Consider the following 24,751-nt stretch of genomic DNA (forward strand, 5'->3'; position numbering starts at 1 on the left):
ACGTCGCGCGCTTTTCTCACCTATACCAAGTAAGGTGAACCTATGTTCCTCTTGCTTGGTCTTCTTGGCGGCCTCGTCACGGGTATTTCCCCGTGCATCCTGCCTGTCCTACCCGTTTTGTTCCTCGGTGCCGCGGGTGGCAAGGATTCCGCGGATGCTACCACGGCCTCGTCCTCTGAGAACACGACCAACGCCGTCGATCCCGGCCTCTTCCGCGTCGCGCCCGGCGTGAGCCTGGGCGGGGGCGGCTCCTCCCCCGCTGTCACCGCGAAGAAGGTCGATGACTCCCCGAGTGTCGCTCGCCGTCCCCTCCTGATCGTCGTCGGCCTCGTCACGTCGTTCATGCTGATCACGGTCGCGGGTTCGGCGCTGCTGAGCCTGCTGCACCTGCCGCAGACGGCGATCCGCTGGGCGGGTATCGTGCTGCTCGTGGCCGTAGGCATCGGCATGATCATCCCGAAGGTTATGGAGATCCTCGAGCGGCCCTTCGCGCGCCTGGCACCCCGTACGACGGGCGACAGCGCAGGATTCGGCCTGGGCCTGGTGCTCGGCGCAGCGTTCGTCCCCTGCGCGGGGCCGGTACTGGCCTCAGTCATCGTCGCCTCGAACACGGGCCAGGTGACGTGGCGCATCATCGGTCTGGCGGTCTCCTTCGCGGTCGGCCTGTCGATCCCACTGCTCGCCGTGGCCCTGGCGGGGTCGGGCGTGGCCGCGAGCCTGAAGTCCCGCCAGCGCCCCCTGCGCATCGCCGCCGGCGTCGCCATGATCGCCCTGGCGATCGGCATCGCGACCGACGCGCCGGCCGCCCTGCAGCGCATGATCCCGGACTACACGGCGTCCCTCCAGGCGGATGCGGGCGAAGCGTGCGAGACCGGTGCCTGCGACCCCGAGACCGAGGTCGAGGCCCGCGGCGACTTCGCCCAGTGCGCCCGCGGCACCAGCAAGGACTGCGGTACTCTGCCCGAGATCAACGCCTCCGAGTGGATGAACTCCCTCGGCCAGCCCACCGGCACGGTGACACTCGTGGACTTCTGGTCGAGTTCGTGCACAAACTGCCAGCGTGAAATCCCCGAGCTTGAGCGTATCTATGAGAAGTACAAGAACTACGGCCTGGTCGTGGTCGGGGTCCACTCGCCGCAGCAGCCCCACGACCGTGACCCCTCCGTGGTGAGCGGCGCGATCGAGAAGCTGGGCATCACGTACCCTGTCGCGCTGGACCCGGATTTGGCGGCGTTCCAAACCTACGGCGCGACCGCCTGGCCCACGCACTACATTGCGGGTGCCGACGGCCAGCTGCGCGAGGTCGGCCGCGGCACCAAAGGCGTCGAAGACCAGATCCGCGCCCTCCTCGCCGAGGCCGGGGCAGCTCTTCCGGACTGAACAGTCCTATCGGGGCGTTGCAGTAAGCGGCGCAGCGAACAGCTCACCAGCATCCACGTGGGCGGCTACCGAGGGGTGGCCGCCCGCGTGCTGCACCCTACCGCCGCGACGCGACGCGGATAGGTGACGCGCTTGCGGATAGGTTATTAGCCTATCCGCGTGCCCACAACCTATCCGCGAACACATGCCGACAAGCACAGCCACGGCCTCGCGCACGCAGCTCATGACGCAGGACTCCCGCGCCCGCCGCCGCTCAGCGAGCCAGGGCGATGATCGTCGGCGTGACCCGCTCGATGACCTCAAGAGTGTCCAGGAAGTCCTGGTGCCCGCCGTACCACGGGTCGGGCACGTCGCCGCTGCCCGCGGGATCCAGGTCGCGGTACAGGCAGATGCGTGGCCCCGCGCCCAGGTCCTCCGCAGACGCAGGTGCGCCCTCGTGTTCGACCCCCGCGCGATCAGCGAGGCGCTCCAGGACGCTCAGGTGCCGCGAAGTCATGGCGAGGATCAGGTCCCACTCCCCCAGCTCGGCGGCACGGATCTGGCGCGCGCGGTGGTCAGGCACGGCGTACCCGGCGTCGCGCAGGACGCGGGCGGCGCGACGGTCGATGGGGTTGCCCTGCTCTTCGTCGGAGACGCCAGCGCTGTCGACGACGATGTCCACGCCGACGCGCGCGGCTTCCTGCTGGAGGATCGCGTGCGCCATCGTCGAGCGGCAGATGTTGCCGGTGCACACCATGAGGACGCGGGCGGGTCGGGGCTGGGTCATGGTCGGTTTCCTTCTGGGGCGGGTGGTGGGACGAGGCCTGGGCGCGGCCGCCCGTCCCCGTTTCCTTGCGGCGGTGGGAAGCCCGCAAGCCCTCTTTACAACAGCGTCAGGTAGGCGCGCACGGCTTCGGCGCTGTGGCCGGCGGCGCGCTGCCCGTCCATGTGGAAGGCCTGGTTGGCGCCGGGTCCGCACAGGTCGGAGACAGCGCGCAGGCTGATCCAGTCGACGCTGGAGGACCAGCAGACTTGGGCCATGGCACAGGTTTCCATGTCGGCGCCGATGGCGTCGGGGAAGCGTTCGCGCATGGGGTCGGCGACTTGCTCGGTGCAGAAGGAGTCGGAGGAGACGATGCGGCCTTCGCGCACGGCGTGGGTGATCAGCGCGGGTAGCTCGGCCAGGCGTGCGACGGCGGCGTCGGAGGTGGTGTAGTCAACGGGCATTTGGGGGACTTGGCCCATGGCGTAGCCGAAGGCGGTGGCGTCGGCTTGCCCGTAGATGGCGGTGGTGCCGGCGGCGATGTCGCCGACGTTGATGTCGCGGGCGAGTCCGCCGGTGGTGCCGGCGGCGATGACGATGGGTGCGTCGACGAGGGTGAGGGCGCGCGCGGTGGCGGAGGCGGCGTTGGCCAGGCCGATGCCGGAGGTGACGACGAGGACGGTTTTCCCGTCGAGTTCGCCGAGCGCGTAGCGCTGCGTCTTGTGAGTGCCGGCCAGCAGGGCCTGCGGGGTTTCGTCGTCGCCGATGGGCGTGAGTGCGTGCAGGAGGGGCGCGGCCTCCATGTCCATGGCGGCTTGGATGATGGCGTCGATGCGGATGCGCTCGGGGAAGCTGAGGTTCATGCGTCCATGGTAGGCGACGAGGCATCCTCGGGTCTCGCTCGCCTCGCCCGTGGGGTGCTCCTTGGGGTGTGGGTGGGACGAGGTCGGGGCCTGCTCCTCGCACTCAGTGCGGGGCTGGCGCGGGGCAGGTTCTGTGCGTAGGCTTCAGGTCATTTCACAGTTACTGAATGGCTTGAATGTAGATACGCGCAAGCGCGCGGGTGAGCTTGGTCGCTCACACTCGCGCGCTTACGCATCTTGCGCGGCCCGTGGGACGCCGCGAAAGGAGGGTTCCTCGCTGCGTGGAGGAGTGGGCCATGTGTCCCCTCAGGGTCACCTGACCGGCCCTGAGAGAGAAGGCAGTCCCTTATTCTCGGCCGCGTTCCTCCAGCATCTTGCGCAGGGCCGCAGTGCGCCCCGCGTTGATCTCGTCGTCGGTGATCTGGTCGGCGGAGGTCAGCAGGTCGGGCACGGCGGCGGGAGCCCGACCAGCCGAGGCAGCCCCACCAACCGAAGCAACGCCCGAGGCATCCCCACCAACCGAAGCGGCACCCGCAGCATTGCCCGCTGCACCCGTGCCAGCCACGGCCTCGTCGATCTGCGCGGGTTCTTCGGTGCGGCGCTTGCGCGAGCGCGCCCAGACGATGGCGGAGACTAGGAGGATGATGGCGACGGCGATGAGGATAGCAATCATCCACGGGCGCAGGACGGTTCCCTTGACCTGAGCTGATTCGGCGGCGACGGTTTCTTCGTCCATGGGGACACGCTCTCCGGTGACCAGGAGGCGGTGGGTGTTGACGCCGTAGGGCGTGCAGGTGATGAGGGTGGCCAGGTCCTTGCCTGCGACCTTGTTGAGGGTTTCGGTCTCGTTGGGCAGGACGACGCGGATGTCGTTGATTTGGTATTTGAGGTGACGGCCGGGGACTTCGATGTAGAAGACGTCGCCTTCTTTGAGGCTCGTGAGCTGGTCGAACATGGTGGCGGTGCCCAGGCCTGTGTGTCCGGTGAGGACGGTGTGCGTGGACTCGCCGCCAACGGGCAGGGCGGTGCCGAAGAGGTGGCCGATGCCCTTGTCGAGGGTCGCGCTTTCGGTGCCGTGATAGATGGGCAGGTTGACGTTGATGGCGGGGATCTTGACGGTGGCCATGACGTCGTTGATGTTGAGTTGACTCAGGTATTCCTGGTAGGCCTCGGTGCCAGGGCGCTGCGCGTCCAGCCAGGGGTCGAGGATCGGTGACTCGGCAGCGTTGGCGTTGTACTCGTCGGCGCGGCGCAGGTTTTCGGCGACGGCGTCGGGGCCGGCATCTTCGGCGACGGCGCTGAATTGGGAGGCGATGGATTCCTGGCGATAGTTGTTGTACTGGGTCGCGAAGACCGGGTACAGGAGGACCAGGATGCCGGCGAGCAGCAGGATGGGGGGCGCGATGGTCAGGAGACGCCGCTTGAGGGGTACCTTCTTCTTGTCGGGCGCTTGGGTGCTCACGCTTTCTCCGTTCATTGCCGAGGCCGGGGCAGTTTGTCTGGTTACAGGGTAGTACCGCTGTGGGCGGGTTGCGGGCAACGCGAGGGGGGTGCGGACCTGCGGGTCCACACCCCCCTGTGTGTCGCTAGCTAGCGAGGATCAGGCGTCGGCCTGCTCCTTGCGGCGCTTGTTGGCCAGCGCGATCGCACCGGAGCCGCCCACGAGGAGGGCACCAGCACCGATCAGGACGCCGACGCCGGCAGCACCGGTCAGCGGCAGGTTGAAGCCACCGTTCGTGGGGACGTCCTTGACGGTCGTCGCGAGGGTGTATTCGTTGTCAGCGGTGGAGTTGGTCTGCAGGACCTGGAAGGCGATCGGGCGGGTCTGGAGCTCGAAGCCCTCGGGGGCCTTGGTCTCGACGAGGCAGTACCAGCCGGGGTTGGTGACGGCTTCGTTGTTCTCCCAGTCGTTGTTGCGCAGGCCGTCGATGGTGACCTCACCATTGGCGTCGGTCGTGTAGGTGGTCGTGCCGGCGGGGCTCAGCTTCTTGTCGAGGGTGGCGTCGACGGACTCGAAGTTCGCGGTCGGGGTGGACTGAGGCGTGCACTGGTAGACCTCGAACTCGGCACCCTGAAGCTTGGCGGCGGTGTCCTTGGCGGAGACCTTGGTGATCTTCACCTTGCCGAACTTGGAGACGACCTCGGAGTTCGGGTAGTCCGGCGGGGGAACGGTGCCGGAGCCGGGGGTCCAGCCGTTGGAGGGGGCGTTGGGGAGCAGGATGGCCTTGTTCTTGAACAGACCGTCGTTCTCCACCTTGTCCTTGACAGTGCCGACCAGGTCCATCTGGACCTTGGTGGTGTCGTCCTTACGGTTGTCGAGCAGCTTCTGGCGGCCGGCCGCGGTGAACTCGGCGGTCCAGAACTTGGTCTTGCCGTCGGTGCCGTCGGCGGAGATCAGCTTGTAGTCGGTGTCCTTGACCAGGGCGACCTCGCCGGTCTTGCCGTCGACGATCTTCAGGGTGACGCCGGCTTCGGGCAGCTCGACGCGCTTGTCGTACTGGTCGACGACATCGTAGTAGTCGAGGGCCTCAGCGGCGGGCACGTCGGACTTCAGGGTGTAGGAGATCTCGGAGCCGATGGCCGGGGTGGTATCGTCCTTGACGGTCTTGTCGATGTTAGCCTTCGAGTTCTTCGGGTAGGCGTGGACGTCGTAGACCCACTTGTTGAGGTCGGTCGGGTGCGTCATGGGCACCGTGATGATGAAGGGCTTGGAGCCGACGTAGCCGGGAGGCGTCGCGGTCTCGGTCACGAGGTAGGCACCGACGGTGAGGCCGTCGAAGACAGCCAGGCCGCCACCGGCGGTGGTCTTCGTGATGGCCGCGTCGGTGCCGTCAGCCTTCGCGGTGTCAACGTTGCCGTTGTAGCCAGCGAGCTTCTCCCAGCCGGCCTGCGTGGTGAGGTCGACGTTGGTCAGCTTCTCGACGGTGAAGGTCGCGCCGTCCAGGGGCGTGCCGGTGGCGGTGGCGTCCTCGAGGCCGTTGCCAGCGGTCGTGCCGTTGGTGTCGTCCTTCACCAGCTTGTGGATGGTGATAGAACCGGTCCTGGTGGCGTCGAGGTCGACCAGCGAGGGGGCGCGCTCGGTCGTGGCAGCGAGGCCGAAGGCGGGGGCGGCCTGCGTCGCGGAGGTGGCGGCGGGCAGGGCCAGCGCGCCAGCGGCGACGGCGAAGGCTGCGAGCAGGCTCAGGCTGCGGCGGGTCTTCGTGGTGCTCATAGGTTTTCTTTCTCCTGTGTGTGTGATTTCGGGAGTTTTTTCTGATGGTGGGTCGCCGTGGTCACGGGACCTCATGGGTGGCTCAGGCGTATGCCTTGCGCCTCTTGGTGGTGACCACGGTCATCACCATCGCCCCGCACATGAGCGCCGTTGCGACGCCGATGTAGGGGAAGATTCCGGTGCTGCCGGCCTTGGGCAGCTCGCCAACCTCGGTGTCCTTGACGACCAGGGTGGCCTTGTTGGTGCCGTCGATGACGAAGCCCTGCTCCACGGAGTCAGTGTTCAGTTCGGAGGAGAAGGCCTGGGCGGCACCCTTTGCCCACTTGGCCGAGTCGGTTGCGTCGGCCGCGAGTTCAACCGTCGTTCCGGAGCCGTCGGCTCGGGCGGTCGTCAGCTTGAACTCGAGGGGCTGGGGCAGGAGGGAGTGTCCTGCGGGGGCCTTGGTTTCGACCAGCCAGTAGGGGGTGTCGATATTGAGGTCGCCCACGCTCCAGTAGTATCCGTCGGTCGCGGTGGCCTGGGTCAGGGTCTTGACCGCGGTGGCGTTGGCGTCCGTGTTGGGGTTGGCGTTGTAGATCGCGAACTCTGCGCCCTTGAGGGGGTACATCGCGTCGTTGTTGTCGCCGTAGGTGTACTGGTTCGTCGGGTCGGTGAACGTGGTGCCCGTGTTCTGGGTGCCGGCCTTGAGCACGACGAAGTCGTGGGGGACGGTCGGGCCACAATCCTTGTTGTTGTAGTCGCCGTCGCTGTCCTTACGGTCGTCGACCAAAACCTCGTTGAAGAGGCCCTTGCCGGGGACGCGTACACCATTTCCATCGACGGAACAGGCCAGGTCGGCCTCGTTGTAGCCGGTTGCCGCGGGGTTACGGGTGACCGCGAAGCGGATCCAGTATTCCTTGGAGGCTCCGGCAGCCAGCTCGACGCCGTCCGTCAGCGTGTAGACGCCGTTCGTGGCGGTGGCGTCGGACGCGGTGTCCAGGCCCGCCTGGGTCTCGGCGATCTTCGCGGACTGGATCTCCAGGCCCTTCGCGAAGTCGGGCTTGTCGGTGAGCTTGCCGGTGTTGGCGGCGAGCGTGCCGTCGTTGGTGGCAACGATCTTGTAGTCCACGGTGAAGCTCGTGGCGCCATTCGCACCGCCGTTCGCCTCGATGGTCTTCGCGACGCGCAAGTCGGGGGACTGATACTCGTTGACGAACGTACAGGTGATGGGGGCTGCCTCGTTGGACGCTGCGCCGCCGACGTTCTTGAAGTTGATGCCGCGCTCGGTCTTGGTCACGGCGACGTCTTCACCGATGCCGTTGACACATTGGATGTCCTTGAGGTTCCACTTGTCCTCGCCGCCGGTGCTGATGTCCTTCTCCGTGATGGTGAAGTCGGAGTTACCGACTTCGAAGGGGATGAAGGTCGAGTCGTACTTTGCGTTTGCCGCACCGAAGCCGGTGGGGGTCAGGCTCGCGACCGGGTCGGTTGCGGAGATGTACGAGGTCTTGGCCGGGGCGGACGAGGCCGTGGGCTTCGTGACGGTCACGGTGCCGGTCGTCGCCGGGGTGCGGTCAGTGTTGTCCGCCCAGGTGGAGCCCGTGGTCACCGTGAAGTTAGCGGCGGGGATCGTTGGGTACATGTTCGAGGGGTCCTCGACGGACTTCACGATGCGCACGCTTCGTTCCTCGGTGATGACGCCGTAGAGGCAGCCGTAGTTGACCGAGAGTTCCTGCGCGACGAAGGTGTTCGTACGCGGGGTATCCTCGGGGACACTCGTTGGACATGTTGCCGACGGAACGTTATTGATGTTGTCCGAGGTGACCAGCGTCGATCCATTCGGGACGAAACCCCAAATGCTCAGGCGGTAGGTTCGACCGTTCTTTTCGAAAGTACGAGTGGAAACCGTCTTGTTCAGCTTGATCGTGTCGGCCACGTAGGGTGCCTGGTTGACATTGCCCTTGGCGCCGGGCCACTCGCGCGGGAGAATCGCAGGAGCGTTGGGGTTCAGCGTGCTATAGGGCTGACCCGCGCCAGCATTGTAGTACTGGCTGTATAGGTCGTAGTCGCCGTTACCCTCACCCACGTACTTGACGCAGTACATGCGTCCGGACGAACTTTCAGACTTATTGACGTAGCCCTTTGAGGGATCGCTCGCATCGACGAGGTCCGGCTCGTAGGCGGGACCAATGAACTCGCCATTGGCCGTGTACTTGGGCACACCATACGACCCATCGAGGACTAGGTCACGAGGCCACTTTCCGTTGAGTTGCTGATTCGCAGGCCAGCCGTTAATGCCGAAGTATGTCGAGCACGTACCCGTGCCACGCTGCGCCTCAGTCTTCACGTAGGCACCACCCTTGCGGTACAGGATCGTGGTCGCCAGGGTGTTCGAGGTTTCCTCGTTGACGAAGGGGTACTCCTCGCCCTGATCGTTGGGGAACAGGTTGAGGAACTGAAGCCACAGCGACGAGTGCAGGAAGTGCTGCACCGGGCTCATACCCTGGATAGGCAGGTTGTTGTGGCGGATCTCGCCGATCAGGAAGGTCTCGCCCGGCTGAACGGTGCCCGGGTTGTTCGGCTTGAAGCCGATGGCCGACTGGCCATCCACCCAGATCGTCTTATCTCCGCCGTTCTTCCACAGGTCGTAGTGCTGCTGCATCCAGTCCTTGGAAGCCTGCGTATCACCGGTGCCAGTGTTGTTCGTCTGATCATCCCACTTCCACGGGGCACCACGGGCGATGTAGGTCCACGCGTCATTCGCAGTCGCGTAGTTGCCGCCAAGCCACGTACCGAGCATGTTGTCGTCGCTCTTGATACGGTTCCTCGACATGCCCGTCACGATGCCGTAGCGGATGAAGTTGTTGTACGCAGGGGTCGTCGATGTCGCCGTGTCGTTGGTGACACCCTTTCCCATCTTGACGTAGACCTGGCCAACCTCGATACCGGCGGCAGCGGGCTCCTGGGCGGCCTGGGCCGCCTCGGGGGTGGTGACCTGGGTGGCGACAATCGTTCCGGCGGCGGTAGCAGCGACGGCCAGCGCGGCCAGTGCGCGGGTCAGGAACCCTGTTCGCGTGTGCCGCGCGTGTCCTGCGCGCGCTCGACTCGTTCCCATTGATCATTCTCCTCAGGTCCCTTGCTTCGCTGTGGTGCCGGTGGGATGTTCGGTTCAGTTTTTCCACAACCTTGATGACACCCAGCCTACGACGCGGTTACTGAAAAATGCAACCCGATTTTCACTACCTTCCTCGTGGCTTACGTTACAGAATAACAGTCAAGGTCTATTTCCGCAGGAGTTTGCCGTTTTACCAGATGGTATCAATTTAAATCGGCGCGATATACGTCGTTGCTTTGCCATTTTTAACGGCTGGCAACAAATCAAAATGCGGAACTAGATGCAACTTGACACCCTCGCACAAACAGTGCCGCACGCCCCGTCACCCCACTCCCGAAGGCCCTGGATGCCCACACTGCATCGCACATACACCGCCCTCCACCTCCCACTCACTGCCCCTCCACCTCCCACTCACTACCTTCTCACTCTCCCCACCCCGGCCTCGTCACGCACGAAGAGCCGAGCACCTGCACAATAGGGCGCATGGATCTTCGCCCCGTCGCGCTTGGCGCGCCCGTTACCGCTTACGACCCGTCGCGTCCCACGCCCGCCGCTATCGTCTCGGGTGAGGTCGCCGCGCACGATGCGCCGCACCCGCTGTCGGTGTTCGACATGTTCCGCATCGGTATCGGGCCATCGTCGTCGCATACGGTGGGGCCGATGCGCGCGGGACTGGCGTTCACGACGGAGCTGACGGCGCTGACGCCGCCGTCGCACATCACGATTGACCTGTTCGGCTCGCTGGGCGCAACGGGCCGAGGCCACTCAACGGACCGCGCGGTCCTCCTGGGTTTGGCGGGTTATGACCCGGAGACGGTGGATATCGACACGGTGGAGGCGATTCTGCCGACACTGGCGCGCACGGGTACACTCACACTGCCGAGCGGCACGCGCATTCCCCTGAACATCGCCGAAGACATCCGCTTCGTCCCACGCACGGTCCTCCCCTATCACGTGAACGCGCTGACGCTCACGGCCACCGGCCAGGACGGCGACGTCATCCTCCAGCGCACCTATTACTCGGTAGGCGGTGGCTTCGTCATGCTGCAGACGAACGACGACCCGCAGAATCCCGAGGTCTCCTCTCTCGCCTCCAGCCAGGCCGGCGTCGGCATCGACATTCCGGCACCGCACCCCTTCGCGTCGGCGGCGCAGCTGCTCGCCCAGTGCGACGAGGCTGGCCTGAGCATCGCGGACCTCGTACGCACGAATGAGGAGGCGGTGCGTCCGCGCGACACGCTCAACGCCTACCTGGATCGCATTGCGGACACGATGTTCGACTGCGTGGACGCGGGCACGTCGGCGGCAGGCATCCTCCCGGGCGGCTTGGATGTGCCGCGCCGCGCCCGCGCGCTCGCCGGAAAACTCGCCCAGCGCTTGACGGGCATCCCCGCATCGCCCGTGGAGTCGATGGACGAGGCCGGGGCCGACTCAAGCGCTCGCCGCGCGGCGGGCGCTGCGTGGGCGTCGACGACGGCGGATCCCATGCGAGCGATGGATTGGGTCAACCTGTTCGCCTTGGCTGTGAACGAGGAGAATGCGGCCGGCCACCGCGTGGTGACGGCACCAACGAACGGTGCGGCGGGCGTGATCCCGGCGGTCTTGGGTTACCTGGTGACGCACTGCCCGGAGACGGGTTCGGTGCCTGGCGTGGCGGCGGGTCCTGCCACGGAGGACGGGGCGGTCCAGCCGCTGCGCCACATTCGCATGACGCCCAGTCCTTCTGCCGACTCGCTGGCGGGGTGCACGGATTCCGGCGACGAGGCCACGGCCTCGTCCGTGGAGGAGTGCGCGGCGCGCCGCCGAGCCCTCGTGCACGAGTTCCTGCTGGCCGCCACGGCTATCGGCGCGCTGATCAAGACGAACGCGTCCATCGCGGGTGCCGAGGTCGGCTGCCAGGGCGAGGTCGGGTCGGCCTCGGCGATGGCGGCGGCCGGCCTGGCCCAGGCGCTGGGCGGCACCCCGCAGCAGGTGGAGAACGCGGCCGAGATCGCGATGGAGCACTCGCTGGGGCTGACCTGTGACCCGGTGGCGGGCCTCGTGCAGGTGCCGTGCATCGAGCGCAACGCGATCGCGGCCGTCAAGGCGATCAACGCCGCGCGCATGGCGCTGTGGGGCGACGGGCGACACATGGTGAGCCTGGACGTCGTCATCGAGACGATGCGCCAGACCGGCAACGACATGCTCTCGAAGTACAAGGAGACCTCGGAGGGCGGCCTGGCCGTCAACGTCGTCGAGTGCTAGCCGACCGACCAGGCTCGAGGGTCACAAGCACTACTGACAAGCCTCCAACACTCCCCCGATGGGATGCTGAGCACTCCACATGTCAAACATGTAACACATCCCACAAACGCATAGAAATAGCCCGATAATACTGGTTTTACTGCGACTCCTGACTATCCGATTACTCCAAAAACCACCCTGCTGTGACAAATGTTTGCAGGTGCCCACCGGCACAGATAGCATTGTCATCAGTTAGTTTGGCGATAACCAGCGGGCACAATGACCCGCCGCGACGGAGTAGGCATGGAACTGACAGATACACACGACCGAAACGCCTCGCGGGGCACCACCCCCACGGCGGGCACCCCGGCAGGGAACGATGCCGGTACCCACGTACACCACCGCGCGCCGCGATTCCTGCGCGTCATGGCCGGAACGTGCGCGGCGGTGATGGCGGTGGGAGGCCTCGCGGTCACGACCCCCACCGCGCAGCCCGCACAGGCAGCCCAGGAACCCGAGGGTGCAGCGACCTTCACGATCACGAACGTGGCCTCGATTTTCACGGATTCGGTCGTCAATAATTCTCCGACGGAGCGCACGTACCCGTTCATTGACCCCAGTGACGAGCCGGGCGTGTGGGACTACAACTTCCGCCGCCTGGTCTACTACGGCACGGTCGAAGACACACGCAACCAGGTGGACCGATACGCCTACATGGAGACGAACCGCCCAAACATGTGGTCGCGCGACGGCTGGGTGAAACCCCTGGACCAGTGGGGGCCGTGGCCAGGCGGCTCGCTGCAGGACGGGACGGGCTGGAAGCGGGCCCAGTGGCTGGAATCCTCCCTGGCGTCTCAGGGGTACTGGAGCTACACCACGCGCTCGCTGCCGTGGGGTGAAAACCCGGAGGAGAACGGCATCATTTTCTACAACAACGAGACGACAGTCCAGGGCAAGATCGCGCCGTGGAAGCAGACGGCGATGGGCTTCCAGCCGGCCTCGCCGGGCACGGTCGCGGCCGGACAGCCATTCCTGCTGGGCACGCTGCGCAACAACAACCTGCCGATTTTCAACAACTTGGAACGAGGCACGGGCAGGAACCAGAAAACGCTGACCGATATTGGCCAGCAGCGGTATTTCCACGGGGACCTGAACCTGCGCATCCAGGGCGACGGTTTCGCCATGCAGGGGGCGATCCCGTGGGACATCGAGGAGTCCCAGGACGACACGGAGACGACGGTCGTGCCGCGCGCGGGCGGTGCCTACACCATCGTCGCCAACAGCGTGTGCGACACGAACCCTGACGGATCGGTGGCCGCGAACGGTAGCCGCCGCAAGATCAGGGGCAAGTTCACGGGTCCGGCACGCCTCTACAACCCGGAGGGCCGCAATACCGACCAGTGGCTGACAGGTAAGACCGTGTGCGCCCAGCACGTCGGCGCTGGCAACGGCACGCACGACCTGTACAACAAGGGACAGAAGGGCCACATCAACCAGACCGCGGGCTGGGCGAAAGCGCAGCGCGCGGAGAACGACTGGCCGGACGCCGTCGATATCTCCCTGCGCACCCCGGCCTCAAACGACACGGTCTCCATCTCCACCTCCACACTGCCCGACACGGTGTGGGAGAAGGACGGGATCCGCTACCGCATGACGATCTGGGGCTTCACGGACAACGGCCGCAGCGCCTCGTGCCCGGCCGCTCCCCCGGAGGGCGCGCAGCCCGTCACGTCCATGAGCACACCGGAACTCAACATGAGCTTCGCGTGCCTGTACGCCTCGATCACGCAAGAGCGCTACGTGCGCATCCACAAGGTCATCACCACGGACGGCGGCCGCACGTACGCGACCCAGCCGTCGGCGACCTTCACCTCCACGGCGACCCGGGACGCGGTTGACGCGCCGGCCGGTGCCACGGCCTCGTCGACGACACCGGACGGCACGGCGGTGTCCGGCTGGGTCCAGGACGGCTCCTTCAACCAGACCATCACCCCCACCGGGGTCGGCGCAGACAAGAAGGGGTCCATGGCCTCGTACCAGGCGTTCCTGGTGGGGCACTCGGACTTCACGATCACGGAAAGCGGCGTGACCAGCCCGGACGCGCCGGACGACGAGTGGACGCTTGAGTCGATCTCGTGCGTGAATGGCGCGGGCGAGGACGTGGCAGCGACCGTGGACACCGACACGAAGAGCGTGAATTTCGCGCGCGTCGGGGCGGTGGCGAGCGCGGCCGCGCAGACGATTGACTGCACGTTCACGAACCACGCGAAGAGCGCGGACGTGAGCGTCAAACAGGAACTCGTGGCGAACGGAGGCGAGAACGGGTCCGTGACCTTCGACGTGGATTACAAGGTGACGGCCACGAACAGCGGATCGCTGGACTCGGACACGGGGGCCTTGCAGGTCGCGCCGGGCTTCCCCTCGGGTCTGACCATCAACTCGGTGCGCGTGGCCGCCACACAGGACGGCCTGGACGCCGCGACCGAGCTGAGCGGCGCGGGCGGGCGTTACCAGATTACCGGCGGCGACCCGCTGCCCGCGAACTCGTCGCGCGAGTACTGGGTGCGCATAAACGTGACGCGCTCGGAGGCACCGACCGTCGACGAGTCGCGCTTCTCGTGCCGCTACCTGGGGGCTCCACGCTCGGGGTACGGCCTCTACAGCGAGGTGATCGCCGCGTCGGATCGCGATTCGGACGGCTCAGATAACAACAAGGTGTGCGGCCCGGTCCGCGTGCGCACGGTCATCATCGCGAAGGCCGGCCGCCAGTTCACGAACCTCCAGTGGCCCGAGATCGCCAACGAGTACATGGACGCGCAGGGCTACTCCTACTACCCGCTCGCCGGGTCCGAGTTCGCAATCTACGACGTGGACCCACGCGTCAACGGGTCGGCCACCCCGGTCCTGACGCTGAATGCGTCGAACACCGGCGACTTCCCGTACTACTGGAAGGTGACGACGCTGGCGACGGATAAGAAGTACTGGCTGGTCGAGACGAAGGCCCCCGACGGCCACCTGCTCCTGCCCCAGCCAATCGGCTTCACGCTGAGCGCGCAGTTGGCCGACGGAACAGGCACGAACGTCATGCCCGACACCGAGATCTTCGACCAGAACAAGTGGACGAAGGCCTCCGTCCAGGTCTACAACTCCGGCTACAACGACCTGACGTTGGACGTGCAGGGCATGATCATCGACGGCAAGTTCACGGCCACGATCATGGTCGCCGACAGGGAGGCCCCGACCCTGCCTTATTCGGGTGGGCCGGGACTGTACCCGTACCTGGCTGCCTCGGCGGCCCTGATCGCCTCCGCGCTGGCGACCCGCGCGGCCCGCAGGAGGATCACACGCTGACGCGAAGCGCACGCTGACGCGGGCGGGGCGCTGTGGATCATACCCACAGCGCCCCACCCGTCATTCAACCGGCACTCACTCGGTCGCCAGTGCCTCGGAGGGACTAACCTTCGCGGCCCGACGTCCCGGCAGCCACGAGGCGACCAGAGCGGAGACAATCGCTACGGCGCACACGCCGACCAGCTGCAGCCACGGCACACTCATCACGGGCGTCGCCCCGACGATGGGCAGGCTCATGATGCCGACCCACCCGAAGGCGATGCCCAGGCCAACACCGATCAACGCACCGGTCAGGGACAGGAACAGCGCCTCAAGGGCGAGGAGGCTCTTCATCTGGCGTCGCGTCAGGCCCAGCGCGCGCAGCAGACCGTTCTCGCGGGTGCGTTCGGCCACCGACAGGGACAGGGTGTTGGCGACGCCGACCAGGGACACGACGACGGACACACCGAGCAGTCCGACGAGGACCATCATCATCTGGTCAATGACCTTCGTGTACATCTGGCGCTCCAGGGCGGAGCCGTTGATGCTGAGCTGCGAGTCCTTGAGCAGCGCGCTCTGGACAGCCTCGACGTCGGCCTCATCGGCCAGCTTAATAATGAGCGCCTGCCGCGCGGGTGAAGTCACGATGGACCGCAGGGTCTTCTCGGAGACCCGGGTATCCCCGGCGCTGAGGTCCTTGTCGTACGCGGCGCTCAGGTCCGTGCATGTGTCAGCACACAGGCGCAGCATCTGCCCGGCCAGGGCCTTGTCGCCGACGCGCACCTCATCATCGCCCATCTGAGTGACGGTCGAGTGAGTGACGCCCGTGTAGTCGGGTTCACCGGTGATCATGACGGGCAACGTCATGCCAGGGTCCACCGCGCCGCTACCCTCTGCGGGTTCGAAGGCGGAGGCGCTCGGCGTCAGGGTCAGGACGCCGGGGGCGGCGTACTGGGCAACGGTGGCGGCGACGCCGTCGGTGGACGCGATGGCGGCCTGCTGATCGTCGGTGAGTTCCCCGGTCGTGGACACAGCAATGAGATCGAAGGGACGGGCGTCATTCACGGCATTCGTCAGGGTAGTGCGCACGGAGGCCGCACCCACCATGATGGTGACGACGAGGGTCACACCGATGAGGATCGCCGAGCCAGTCGCGGAGGTGCGACCGGGGTTGCGCATCGTGTTCTCACGGGCCATGGCGGACAGCATGCCAGGGAAGACCACGCCGAACGCCCGAGTAAGAGCGGGCAGCAGGACGGAGACCGCAACCACCGCACCGAGAAGGGCCACGAGCGCTCCGCCGAAGGACAGCATGAACTTCTGGCTGGCACTATCCAAGCGCCACGCGTACGCAACGAGCGCGCTACCCGACGCAGCGACAAGGACTCCGAGGATGAAGCGCAGGGTGTGCTTCTTCCGGGACCCAGCCCCGGCCTCGTTCACGGGCGCGAGGGCCGCGATGGGGGCGACGCGGGAGGCCGCGCGCGCCGGGAAGACACCAACCAGAGTCGTGAACAGGGTCGCACCCAGCCACGTGAGGGCAAGCTGCCAGACGGAGACCCCGACCAAGACCTCGGAGAGGCTAGTGCCCAGGCCGCTTTCCACCACCGCGAGCGCGCCAATCAGCCAGCCGACCACGACGCCAATCGCCGACGAGATCGCTCCGATCGCGAAGGCCTCGCGGGTCACGAGCGAGCGGACCTGACGCCTGGTCGCCCCAAGCGTGCGCAGCAGCGCCAGCTCGCGGGTGCGCTGCGTGAGCACGACGCGGAAGGTCGAGGAGACGACGATAGAGGCCACGAGCGCCGCGATCGCCGGGAAGATCAGCATGATCCCCGTCGTCACCGATGCCCCCAGGCGCGCCTGATCCAGGTCCTTCGTGATCGCCGCGCGCACGCTGGTCACGCTCACGCCCGAAATGTCGCTGAGCGCGGAGTTCGCCTTCGCCACCCACTCGTCCTGGGTGGCCTCCGGAGGGTTTTCGTTGCTGTCCGCATCCGCTCCACTGGTCGCGACAATGAACTGCCCAGACGCGGTGCTCCCAAAGATCGCGGAGAAACCGCCGTCGGTCACGTAGCTGGCGGGAATGCCCATGCTGATCGTGTTCGAGCGCGTGGTGCCGACAATGGTGAGGGTGCGGTAATCGCCCTCGGTGAATCCAGAGCGCACTTTCAGAGTGTCGCCGACCTTCAGCGAGAGGGACGAGGCCGTGGACTCGGGGATGATGATCTGGTCGTCGGCGGTCGGGGCCGTTCCGGCGCTCAGAACCGGCTCGGCGAAGGGTTTGGGGGCGAGCGGCGAGACGTAGAGGCCCCCGCGCGTCGTGTCGGTCTGAGCGACGACGGGCCACTGGGCCATGTGCTTGATGGCAGTGACGCCGTTGGTGTCCTTCAGCGCTTTTTCGGCGCTCTCGATGGCACCCTCAGGCGCATCGTTGTCTTGGGAGACGACGATCGTGCCGCCTTGATACTGGCTGTAGACGCCGGAGGTCAGGCTCGACGTCATCGCCGCCATGACGATAAGGGTGATGACGATGAAGGCTGTGGAAATAGCGACGGCCAGGCCCGTCGAGATGTAACGGCGGCCGTGGGAGCGCAGGTTGGCGCTCAGAAGTGAGTTTGTTGCAGACATGAGGTGAGCCTTGGGAACAGTGTGGGGACGCGTTCAGCGCAGCGCCGCGGTCAGAGTATCGGCGGTGACGTCGCGCAGGTCGGAGACGATGCGGCCGTCGCGGCACACGAGGACGCGGTCCGCGTAGGCGGCGGTGCCAGTGTCGTGGGTGACCATGATGACGCTCTGGCCGAGGTCGTCGACGGCGCGGCGCAGCAGGTCCATGACCTCTGTGGTGGAGTGCGAGTCGAGGTTGCCGGTGGGTTCGTCCGCGACGATGACGGCGGGTCGGCTCATGAGGGCTCGGGCGACGGCGACGCGCTGCTGCTGGCCGCCGGACATTTCAGAGGGGCGGTGATTCAGACGGTCTGCGATGCCCAGGGAGTTGACGATCAGGTCGAACCAGTCCTTGTCGGGGGTCTTTCCTGCGAGGCGCATGGGCAGGAGGATGTTGGATCGGGCATCCAGTGTCGGCACCAGGTTGAAGGACTGGAACACGAAACCGATGCGGTCGCGGCGCAGCTTGGTCAGCGCGGTGTCTTTCAGGGCGGTGATGTCGGTGTCTTCGACGAAGACGTGCCCGGAGGTGGGGGCGTCGAGGCCAGCGAGGATGTGCATCATCGTGGACTTGCCAGAGCCGGAGGGACCCATGATGGCGGTGAATTCGCCGGCACCGAAGCCGACGCTCACGTCGTCGAGGGCGCGCACCTGGGCGTCGCCGCTTCCGTAAATCTTGGAGACGCCCTGGAGTCGGACGATGGACGAGGCCGGGGCCTCTTGGGTGGCCGCGGGGGCCTGCGCGATTGTCGTGTTCGTGTTCATGTATACATACTGCATGGTCAGCTTATGTCTTCGCTACGGAGGATTCCCCTGATTGATCCCCGAGACCACCCGGGGTATCTTCGGGGCATTCCGGGAGCCGGGGCCGACGTGTCCTCCAGGCACGGTGTGAGTCCCACGTTATTCGAGCGCCGTTCAGCGCGACGGAACGAGACTCAGGATCGGTCTACACATACGACACTCCCCCAGAAAAGTCGCGCGTAACTTCCCGTGGCCAGTTTTCATCAACCTCCACAAACGTTGTCATTCCAACGATTCCACCTCAATATTCAAAAGGTTTACGTGAGAATTACATGCGGCATTTGTGGGAAACCATGTCGGGGTCAGGGGACTCAGGGACAGGGACGAAACCAACGCCCTGTCACATCCACACCCACCCCACGACCAGCCACACCCCTCACGCCCAACAGGCACCCCGGCCTCGTCCCCGTCTGTTCTGCCCACATTCACCAATCTGCACGCAACCCACGGGTACACCAAGCTGCCCGGCCCCCACCAGACGCCTCAGCCTCGTCCCCCATCCGATCTACCCAAATCGCCAAAACCCACCGAGGCACATACCAGCCAAACGAACCCAACCGGCCCAGCCACATCCACCCCTACCCCCACGGGCACACCAAGCTGCCCGGCCCCCACCAGACGCCCCGGCCTCGCATCCGCACCACTCATGCGCTCAAAACGCAGACCACCTCGCCCAAAACACTCCAAATTCACTCAATTTCACCGAAGTGGTCTGCACTTTGGGCGCACACCGTACAATTGGAAGCACGTCGAAGGAGACACAATGGATGCGCATACGATCTACACCATTGCGGCGCACGCACACTCCACCACAGGTGCGAACAACACTGAGCGCCGTCGACTCGCTCGGCGTGCTCAGCTGGGCGAGCTGGTGAGGATCGCTCCCGGCTACTACCTCGACACCGAAGCTATCACCGCGCATTCCGAGCCACCCGTCATCGTCGCACTTGCACGGCTGCTCGCCCTGCAGCACAAGCATCCCCACCTCATCGTGTCCGGCCCGACCGCCGCATGGCTCAGGGACCTGCCACTTCTGCACCAGCACCCACTCCACGTCACCACGGTTTCCGACCAGCACCCGCGCCCAATCCCACTTCCGGAGATTCACTCGGGTCCACTCCATATCCCGGCGGTCACGGTGCGCCCACACCGGCCGCGAGGAGGACGATCACCGGCGATGAATCGCTACGACGGGGACATCATGGGCGCGACGCTCGAGGATACGATCATTGACTGCGCGCTAGCACTCGACCGGGAGGAGGCATTTGTCGTCGCATGCGCGGGCTTGCACGAACTGGCGCGATACAGGCGCTTCTACCGGGACGATTCTCGGCAACGCGAGGAGCACAACCGCATGCGCCTGCTGCACATGATCGCGCCCTCAGGTCAGGGGACGAAGCATGTGACTTCCGCGCGCTGGGTGCTCACTCACGCGGACGCGGGGTGCGACAGTGCTGGGGAATCGCGTCTGCTCTACCTGCTGGTGCAAAGCGGCCTGCAGGGTTTGGAAACTCAATACCCAGTGTTGGCCTCGAACAAGTGGTACTTCATCGACGTAGCCATTCCGGAGCACCGGATCGGCATCGAATTTGACGGTCGAGGCAAGTACGGCTCCGACATTGACTCCGTCCACCGCTCCATCGAGGCCGAGGAGCGCCGTCAGCGACTGCTCGAAGCGCAGGGCTGGCGGATCCGCCGTTTCCGATGGGAGGCACTGGCCCACCCCGAGGAAGTCGTCGCGCAGATCCGGGCGCTGCTCGAACACAGCTAGTTCGAGTCGCGCAAGGCTACGTCTCATACTGGCTTCGGGGCTTTGGGGCTTCGGGCGAGGTTACCGAACGTAACCGGGGACGGGATCCGACCCACATCTGTACATCGTCCGTTCTCCCCCGACTTGAAGGTCCCCACAGGTGTCCACCGTTGCCCCGTTCGTCGCAGTCTCAACCACAGTGCGCCCAAATCGCAGACCACCTCGCCCAAAACACCCCAAATTCACTCAATTTCACCGAAGTGGTCTGCACTTTGGGCGCATCCATCCCCAACACCGCCAATATGGAGACAGCAGCAAGGCCTACGGGGATTGCCACAGTGTCCGTGGGCGACGGAGCCTGGCCAGACATCGGAAACGACGCACCGAACCACACGTCAACAACCTGCTCCACCGGCATGGAGGACACCGAAGGACCCGGATGGCCTGGCTACGGTGCCGGTGGGCGGTGGCAGGGCCTGGCCGGGCTTCGAGACGACGCGCCGAGCGACGCTCGCAGCGCGGACGGCTCGCGGGCGGGCCGCCGCCCACGGGCACAGGCACACCAAGCAGCCCGGCTCAGCAAGCGGGCGGGCCGATCCGCATCAATCACCACGACCCCACAGGTGTGGAGGGCACCGGAGGGCACGGGCGGGCTTCGAGGCTCGGCACCGAGCGAAGCGAGGTCGCCTAGCCTCGCGGGCGGCCGGTCCCTCCGGTGCTCGGAACACCCGTGGGGCCTGAAGCGACTACGACTCGGAAACCTCAGTGCTCGCTTCGCCCGCAACGCCCTCGCCGCGCGCTTCGCGCAGGGCCAGGCCGCGGTAGCGGTTGATGACCGCACCCACGTCGATGAGGCGCGGGCGCGCCAGGAACGCCGGGTAGGAGCGGGCGCCGAACTTGCAGACGGCGTCCAGGCCCTCGGAGGCGAGGCGTCGGCCGAGCTTGGCCATGAGGTCGGGCATCGACTGTTTGCCGGCCATTTCTTCGAGGACGCCGCGCACGCACCAGGCGATAGCCTCGGCCTGCCCGGGGTCGACGACGGCGGCGACGTCGGAGATGTCGATGGTTGATCGGTCGATGGTCAGCACGGACGTGCCCGAGGCCTTGGTGCGCGGGCGGTCCACGCGGGCTTTCGCGGCGGGCACGCGGGGTGCTGCCTCCCAGCTGGTGGGGGCGTCGGTGCGGGGACGTGGCAGGTTGGCGACGACCGTGCGTGCGCGGGAGGTGACGTCGAGGCAGTGGTAGTTGTCCATCATGAGGACCCGGTCGGCGGCGTCGAGGAACGCGCCGGAGCCGCCGACGACCATGATGAGGGAGATCCCGGCCTCGGTGAGGGAGGTGACGCGGTCGACGAGGGGCGTGATGGGTTCTTTGTCGGCGGCGACGAGGTCGCGCATGCGGGTGTCGCGGATGAGGAGGTTGGTGGCGGAGGTGTCTTCGTCGATGAGGAGTGTGCGTGCGCCCAGCTCGAGGGATTCGATGATGGAGGCGGCCTGCGAGGTGGACCCGGATGCGTTTTCGGTGGAGAAGGACGTGGTGTCGGCACCGCCGGGCAGGTGGGTGATGAAGGGTGAGATGTCGACGCCGGTGACGGCTCGGCCGTCGGCGGCGCGCACCTTCGTGGCGGTGGGGTCGGTGGCGACGAGTTCGCGTCCGTCGCCGGGCACGTGCGCGTACACGCCTTGGGCGATGGCCTCGAGGAGCGTGGATTTGCCGTGGTAGCCGCCGCCCACGACGAGAGTGAGGCCCGGGGGGATCGCCATGCCGGAAACCTCGCCGGCGTGCGGCAGGGTGACGGTGGCGCGCAGGGACTCGGGGGCGGCAAAGGCGACGACGCCGTCCCCGGCCAGGGGTGCCTCGGAGACGCCGGAGCGTCGCGCGAGCATGGCCTCGTCGGCGACGAAGGACACCCAGCCGCGGTCCTCGAGGATGCCCTGGAGCGCGCGGTAGTCCTCGTAGGCGGCGACGTGGCCGAGGAGGCGCGAGCGCTTGCGGGTCGTGGCCGGGTCTTCGGACACGAAGTCGAAGCAGTCCATGACGATGTTGGGCACGTCCACGTCGAAGAGGCGTGCGGCGCTCTTGCCGAGGATCGTGCGTCCGCGCGCGGGGAGTTTGACCTGGAATCGGACTTCGACGCGGTCGGGCAGGACGGTCGCGTAGGAGCGTTGGAGGATGAGGGCACCGGCGCGGGCGATGGACACGTCGCGCGCTCCGCGGGCGCGGATGGCCTCGTCGAAGGCACGGGCGATGAAGTCCCCGGCGGCGAGGCGCGCGTCGGGCGAGGCCAGGGCGGCCTCGGGCAGGCCCATGGCCTCGGGTCGGGTCCAGGCGCGCAGGGATGAGGGCGGGGCGTAGGGGTCGGCCTGCACGTGGTCGATGGCGAGGGTGAAGTCGCCGTAATCCCAGGCACCGAGGGCGTTCTTGTAGAACCCGTAGGGTCTCCCGTCCGCGTATCGGAGCTGATCGAGCAGGTCAGCGTCGGTTCCGGAAATCGAGCGCGAGGGGGCTTCGTATCGGGGAGTCATACGTCAAGTTTACAGGCGCAGTCCCACGCGCCGGGGTTCGCGCGCGGTAGCCGGGTCATGAGGTTCGGGGACGAGGCCGGGGTGCGGGTTCTTCGGGGACGAGGCCGGGGCTGGTGTGCGCGGTCAGCCGACCAGCCAGACAATGAAGGCGATGAGGGCAGCTAGGTCAACGACGAAGCACGCGAGCACAACATAGAAGGTGGTCCGGGCGAGCTTGATGGCGGACTCGGGGACGCGGTAGTCGACTGCGGCGCGTACCTGCGCCCACGCGGCTGGCAGGCATGCGCCGGACAGGATGATGAAGCAGAAAAAGATACTCAGCAGCGAGATGGTGATCAGGATGACGGAGGAGGTTCGGACCTGGGCATCGTAGGAGTCCCTGACTTGTTCCACCAGTATCTGGCCGTAGGTGACCGGACATCCGTGGCGTGAGGCATGCGCCGGGAGGTGTGGGGGCCGCGAGAACGGGGGATTCCCCGGGGACTGTACTGGAACAGCCGTGTGATCCCAGGCGTGCGCTGAAGTGAGTGTCTGCGCGGCTTTGGGCTGGCGCGCGAAGACGTTGTTGATGTTACTCATGCGCTGCTCCAGATGTGGTTGCCTTCAGATCGCTGCTGCATCCTATCGCAGACACCTGAGGAACAAAACGGGCGGGCCCAGGAACATTCCTGGACCCGCCCGCACAAGGTCATGATTGTGACGCAAGGGCCATCCAAAAGACCACGATGAACAAGACGAAGCTGCTAATTTGCAGGATCGAAATGATCATCGCGGCGAGCCAGCCCGCGCGCGCACGGTCCACAACGTCCTGTGGAGCGCCAATCGACCGTGCCTTCGAGACAAGCGAGTGCCCCCATACCCAGGCGGAAACAGACAGAATAAGCGGGGCAATGAAGAAGCTGATGCCGGCCATGCACATGACGATCATTGCGCTGGAGCGAATCGATTCGTACTCGTAGTTGGCTGGCGACGCATACAGGGGCTGACCATACACGGGCTGGCTGTATCCCGCCTGACCGTAGGGCCCCTGCTGGCCGTATCCCGCTTGACCGTATCCCGCCTGGCCGTAGAGACCCTGCTGACCGTAAGGTGCCTGGCTGTATCCCGCCTGACCGTAAGGACTCTGCTGACCATACGCGACCTGCTGACCGTATCCCGCCTGACCGTACGCTTCCTGCTGGCTATAGGGATCCTGCTGACCGCTCTTCCCTTGCCGTTCGAGGGCCATGTAGTCGTCGGACACCTGCTGCGCAAAGATATTCTCGGGATCGCTCATCCATTACTCCCAGTGACTGTCTCTCATGAATCTGCGACTCATGGTATCGCAGACCGCTGTCGACACTGTAGGCGGACCCAGATACCCACTGGGAATCACTGATCGCTCCGCCACCGCTGCTATAGGTGCCTCTTGTTCCGGGGACAGACCTCGGGAGCCGCGTGGCGCAACGCTCATCAGCGCGAGATCGACACCAACAAGAATCCCCACACCGCCACGATGGCGATGAGGATCACCAGGGCAACGCCGAGGACCACAAGATGAATGATCGAGCACATCTTGGCGGCTGATCGGGCGCTCGCAAGTTCGTTCATAATAGGCATCGGCACGCCCGCGAGTCGGGCTTCCTCGATCAGTTTGTCGGACCAGATCCACATCGCGCCCGACAGCATGAGGCCGCCGAACAGAAAACTCAGGAAGGACAAGATGCGGACCGTCGACGCGTTCGACTGGGCGCGCTGCACCGCGAAAGGCGAAGCCTGGTAGCCGGGGAACCCCTGCGGCCCGTAGCCCGGCCCGTAGCCTGCATCCCCCTGGCCGTAAGGTACCTGCTGCGCGTAGGGGTTGATGGGATCGCTCATGCGTCACTCCACAATCGTTGTCCGGCAGATGCTCGACCGATCCTAACTCGCCAGATGCAAAGCGGCGAGGCCTGGGCTGGCTCAGCCCTCATGCGCGGCCCCGCCACGGACTCGTCCCACGCACGCTACCCGGCCTCGTCCCACACCCACAGCGCACCCAGCTTGCCGCGCCCACGAAGCCCCGCCCCCGCCTCCTCCGCGCCCAAAAAACGGCGCGGGGACCGGTTTCACGACCCCCGCGCCACCCAACGAAGCATCACAGCATGCAGGCCACGCAGCCCTCAACCGCCGTGCCCCCCCAGGCC

General features: G+C 65.9%; 15 protein-coding genes. 4 read left to right on the plus strand and 11 right to left on the minus strand.

Features of this window, described 5'->3' with window-relative positions; all coding sequences use genetic code 11:
• Window positions 1–42: 42 nt before the first annotated feature.
• Window positions 43–1,380, plus strand: coding sequence for a cytochrome c biogenesis protein/redoxin (locus QZ149_RS04735; protein ID WP_291450121.1), 1,338 nt, complete (start codon window positions 43–45; stop codon window positions 1,378–1,380).
• 253 nt (window positions 1,381–1,633) lie between these two features.
• Here QZ149_RS04735 and QZ149_RS04740 read toward each other — a convergent pair whose 3' ends face one another.
• The 5 genes from QZ149_RS04740 to QZ149_RS04760 form a co-directional block, all read right to left on the minus strand.
• Window positions 1,634–2,146: a low molecular weight protein-tyrosine-phosphatase gene (locus QZ149_RS04740; protein WP_291450122.1), complete on the minus strand. Its 513-nt coding sequence runs from the start codon at window positions 2,144–2,146 to the stop codon at window positions 1,634–1,636.
• Between the two features lie 95 nt (window positions 2,147–2,241).
• Complete coding sequence (mtnN, locus tag QZ149_RS04745; RefSeq protein ID WP_291450123.1) at window positions 2,242–2,985, minus strand: 5'-methylthioadenosine/S-adenosylhomocysteine nucleosidase; 744 nt, start codon at window positions 2,983–2,985, stop codon at window positions 2,242–2,244.
• 346 nt (window positions 2,986–3,331) lie between these two features.
• On the minus strand, window positions 3,332–4,447 hold the full coding sequence (locus tag QZ149_RS04750) for a class C sortase (RefSeq protein ID WP_291450124.1): 1,116 nt from the start codon (window positions 4,445–4,447) through the stop codon (window positions 3,332–3,334).
• 138 nt (window positions 4,448–4,585) lie between these two features.
• Window positions 4,586–6,196, minus strand: a complete 1,611-nt coding sequence (locus QZ149_RS04755) for a SpaH/EbpB family LPXTG-anchored major pilin (protein WP_291450125.1) — start codon at window positions 6,194–6,196, stop codon at window positions 4,586–4,588.
• Between the two features lie 82 nt (window positions 6,197–6,278).
• On the minus strand, window positions 6,279–9,290 hold the full coding sequence (locus QZ149_RS04760) for a prealbumin-like fold domain-containing protein (RefSeq protein WP_291450126.1): 3,012 nt from the start codon (window positions 9,288–9,290) through the stop codon (window positions 6,279–6,281).
• Window positions 9,291–9,773: 483 nt separating this feature from the next.
• Between QZ149_RS04760 and QZ149_RS04765 the strand changes: the two genes are divergently transcribed.
• Together QZ149_RS04765 and QZ149_RS04770 are read left to right on the plus strand one after the other, a co-directional pair.
• Window positions 9,774–11,534, plus strand: a complete 1,761-nt coding sequence (locus tag QZ149_RS04765) for an L-serine ammonia-lyase, iron-sulfur-dependent, subunit alpha (protein ID WP_291450127.1) — start codon at window positions 9,774–9,776, stop codon at window positions 11,532–11,534.
• 282 nt (window positions 11,535–11,816) lie between these two features.
• The gene (locus QZ149_RS04770; RefSeq protein WP_291450128.1) at window positions 11,817–14,864 is read left to right on the plus strand and encodes a prealbumin-like fold domain-containing protein; all 3,048 of its coding nucleotides are present in this window, start codon (window positions 11,817–11,819) and stop codon (window positions 14,862–14,864) included.
• Between the two features lie 75 nt (window positions 14,865–14,939).
• Here the strand turns inward: QZ149_RS04770 and QZ149_RS04775 are convergent, their stop codons facing one another.
• Window positions 14,940–17,474 carry an FtsX-like permease family protein gene (locus QZ149_RS04775; RefSeq protein ID WP_291450129.1) on the minus strand — a complete coding sequence of 845 codons (2,535 nt, stop codon included), beginning with the start codon at window positions 17,472–17,474 and terminating at the stop codon, window positions 14,940–14,942.
• 33 nt (window positions 17,475–17,507) lie between these two features.
• A complete protein-coding gene (locus QZ149_RS04780) occupies window positions 17,508–18,275 on the minus strand; it encodes an ABC transporter ATP-binding protein (protein ID WP_291450130.1) in 768 nt (255 codons plus the stop codon).
• 802 nt (window positions 18,276–19,077) lie between these two features.
• Between QZ149_RS04780 and QZ149_RS04785 the strand changes: the two genes are divergently transcribed.
• Entirely contained in the window at window positions 19,078–20,085 is a 1,008-nt protein-coding gene (locus tag QZ149_RS04785; protein WP_291450131.1) for a DUF559 domain-containing protein, read from the plus strand.
• Between the two features lie 725 nt (window positions 20,086–20,810).
• On the opposite strand, the gene QZ149_RS04790 is transcribed toward QZ149_RS04785, so the two are convergent.
• The 4 genes from QZ149_RS04790 to QZ149_RS04805 form a co-directional block, all read right to left on the minus strand.
• Window positions 20,811–22,589: an ABC-ATPase domain-containing protein gene (locus QZ149_RS04790; RefSeq protein ID WP_291450132.1), complete on the minus strand. Its 1,779-nt coding sequence runs from the start codon at window positions 22,587–22,589 to the stop codon at window positions 20,811–20,813.
• Window positions 22,590–22,712: 123 nt separating this feature from the next.
• Entirely contained in the window at window positions 22,713–23,168 is a 456-nt protein-coding gene (locus tag QZ149_RS04795; RefSeq protein ID WP_291450133.1) for a hypothetical protein, read from the minus strand.
• A gap of 109 nt (window positions 23,169–23,277) precedes the next feature.
• Window positions 23,278–23,865, minus strand: a complete 588-nt coding sequence (locus QZ149_RS04800; RefSeq protein WP_291450134.1) for a hypothetical protein — start codon at window positions 23,863–23,865, stop codon at window positions 23,278–23,280.
• A gap of 176 nt (window positions 23,866–24,041) precedes the next feature.
• Window positions 24,042–24,446 (minus strand): hypothetical protein, encoded by a 405-nt coding sequence (locus QZ149_RS04805; protein ID WP_291450135.1) that lies wholly within the window; start codon window positions 24,444–24,446, stop codon window positions 24,042–24,044.
• Window positions 24,447–24,751 lie beyond the last annotated feature (305 nt).

It is taken from the genome of Actinomyces sp. ICM47 (assembly GCF_905369875.1).
In the GTDB taxonomy this organism is placed as follows: domain Bacteria; phylum Actinomycetota; class Actinomycetes; order Actinomycetales; family Actinomycetaceae; genus Pauljensenia.

Coding starts and splice junctions, on each gene's coding strand:
- QZ149_RS04735 (WP_291450121.1), top strand. CDS start 43: ATGTTCCTCTTGCTTGGTCTTCTTGGCGGCCTCGTCACGGGTATTTCC.
- QZ149_RS04740 (WP_291450122.1), bottom strand. CDS start 2,146: ATGACCCAGCCCCGACCCGCCCGCGTCCTCATGGTGTGCACCGGCAAC.
- mtnN (WP_291450123.1), bottom strand. CDS start 2,985: ATGAACCTCAGCTTCCCCGAGCGCATCCGCATCGACGCCATCATCCAA.
- QZ149_RS04755 (WP_291450125.1), bottom strand. CDS start 6,196: ATGAGCACCACGAAGACCCGCCGCAGCCTGAGCCTGCTCGCAGCCTTC.
- QZ149_RS04760 (WP_291450126.1), bottom strand. CDS start 9,290: ATGGGAACGAGTCGAGCGCGCGCAGGACACGCGCGGCACACGCGAACA.
- QZ149_RS04765 (WP_291450127.1), top strand. CDS start 9,774: ATGGATCTTCGCCCCGTCGCGCTTGGCGCGCCCGTTACCGCTTACGAC.
- QZ149_RS04770 (WP_291450128.1), top strand. CDS start 11,817: ATGGAACTGACAGATACACACGACCGAAACGCCTCGCGGGGCACCACC.
- QZ149_RS04775 (WP_291450129.1), bottom strand. CDS start 17,474: ATGTCTGCAACAAACTCACTTCTGAGCGCCAACCTGCGCTCCCACGGC.
- QZ149_RS04780 (WP_291450130.1), bottom strand. CDS start 18,275: ATGAACACGAACACGACAATCGCGCAGGCCCCCGCGGCCACCCAAGAG.
- QZ149_RS04785 (WP_291450131.1), top strand. CDS start 19,078: ATGGATGCGCATACGATCTACACCATTGCGGCGCACGCACACTCCACC.
- QZ149_RS04790 (WP_291450132.1), bottom strand. CDS start 22,589: ATGACTCCCCGATACGAAGCCCCCTCGCGCTCGATTTCCGGAACCGAC.
- QZ149_RS04795 (WP_291450133.1), bottom strand. CDS start 23,168: ATGAGTAACATCAACAACGTCTTCGCGCGCCAGCCCAAAGCCGCGCAG.
- QZ149_RS04800 (WP_291450134.1), bottom strand. CDS start 23,865: ATGAGCGATCCCGAGAATATCTTTGCGCAGCAGGTGTCCGACGACTAC.
- QZ149_RS04805 (WP_291450135.1), bottom strand. CDS start 24,446: ATGAGCGATCCCATCAACCCCTACGCGCAGCAGGTACCTTACGGCCAG.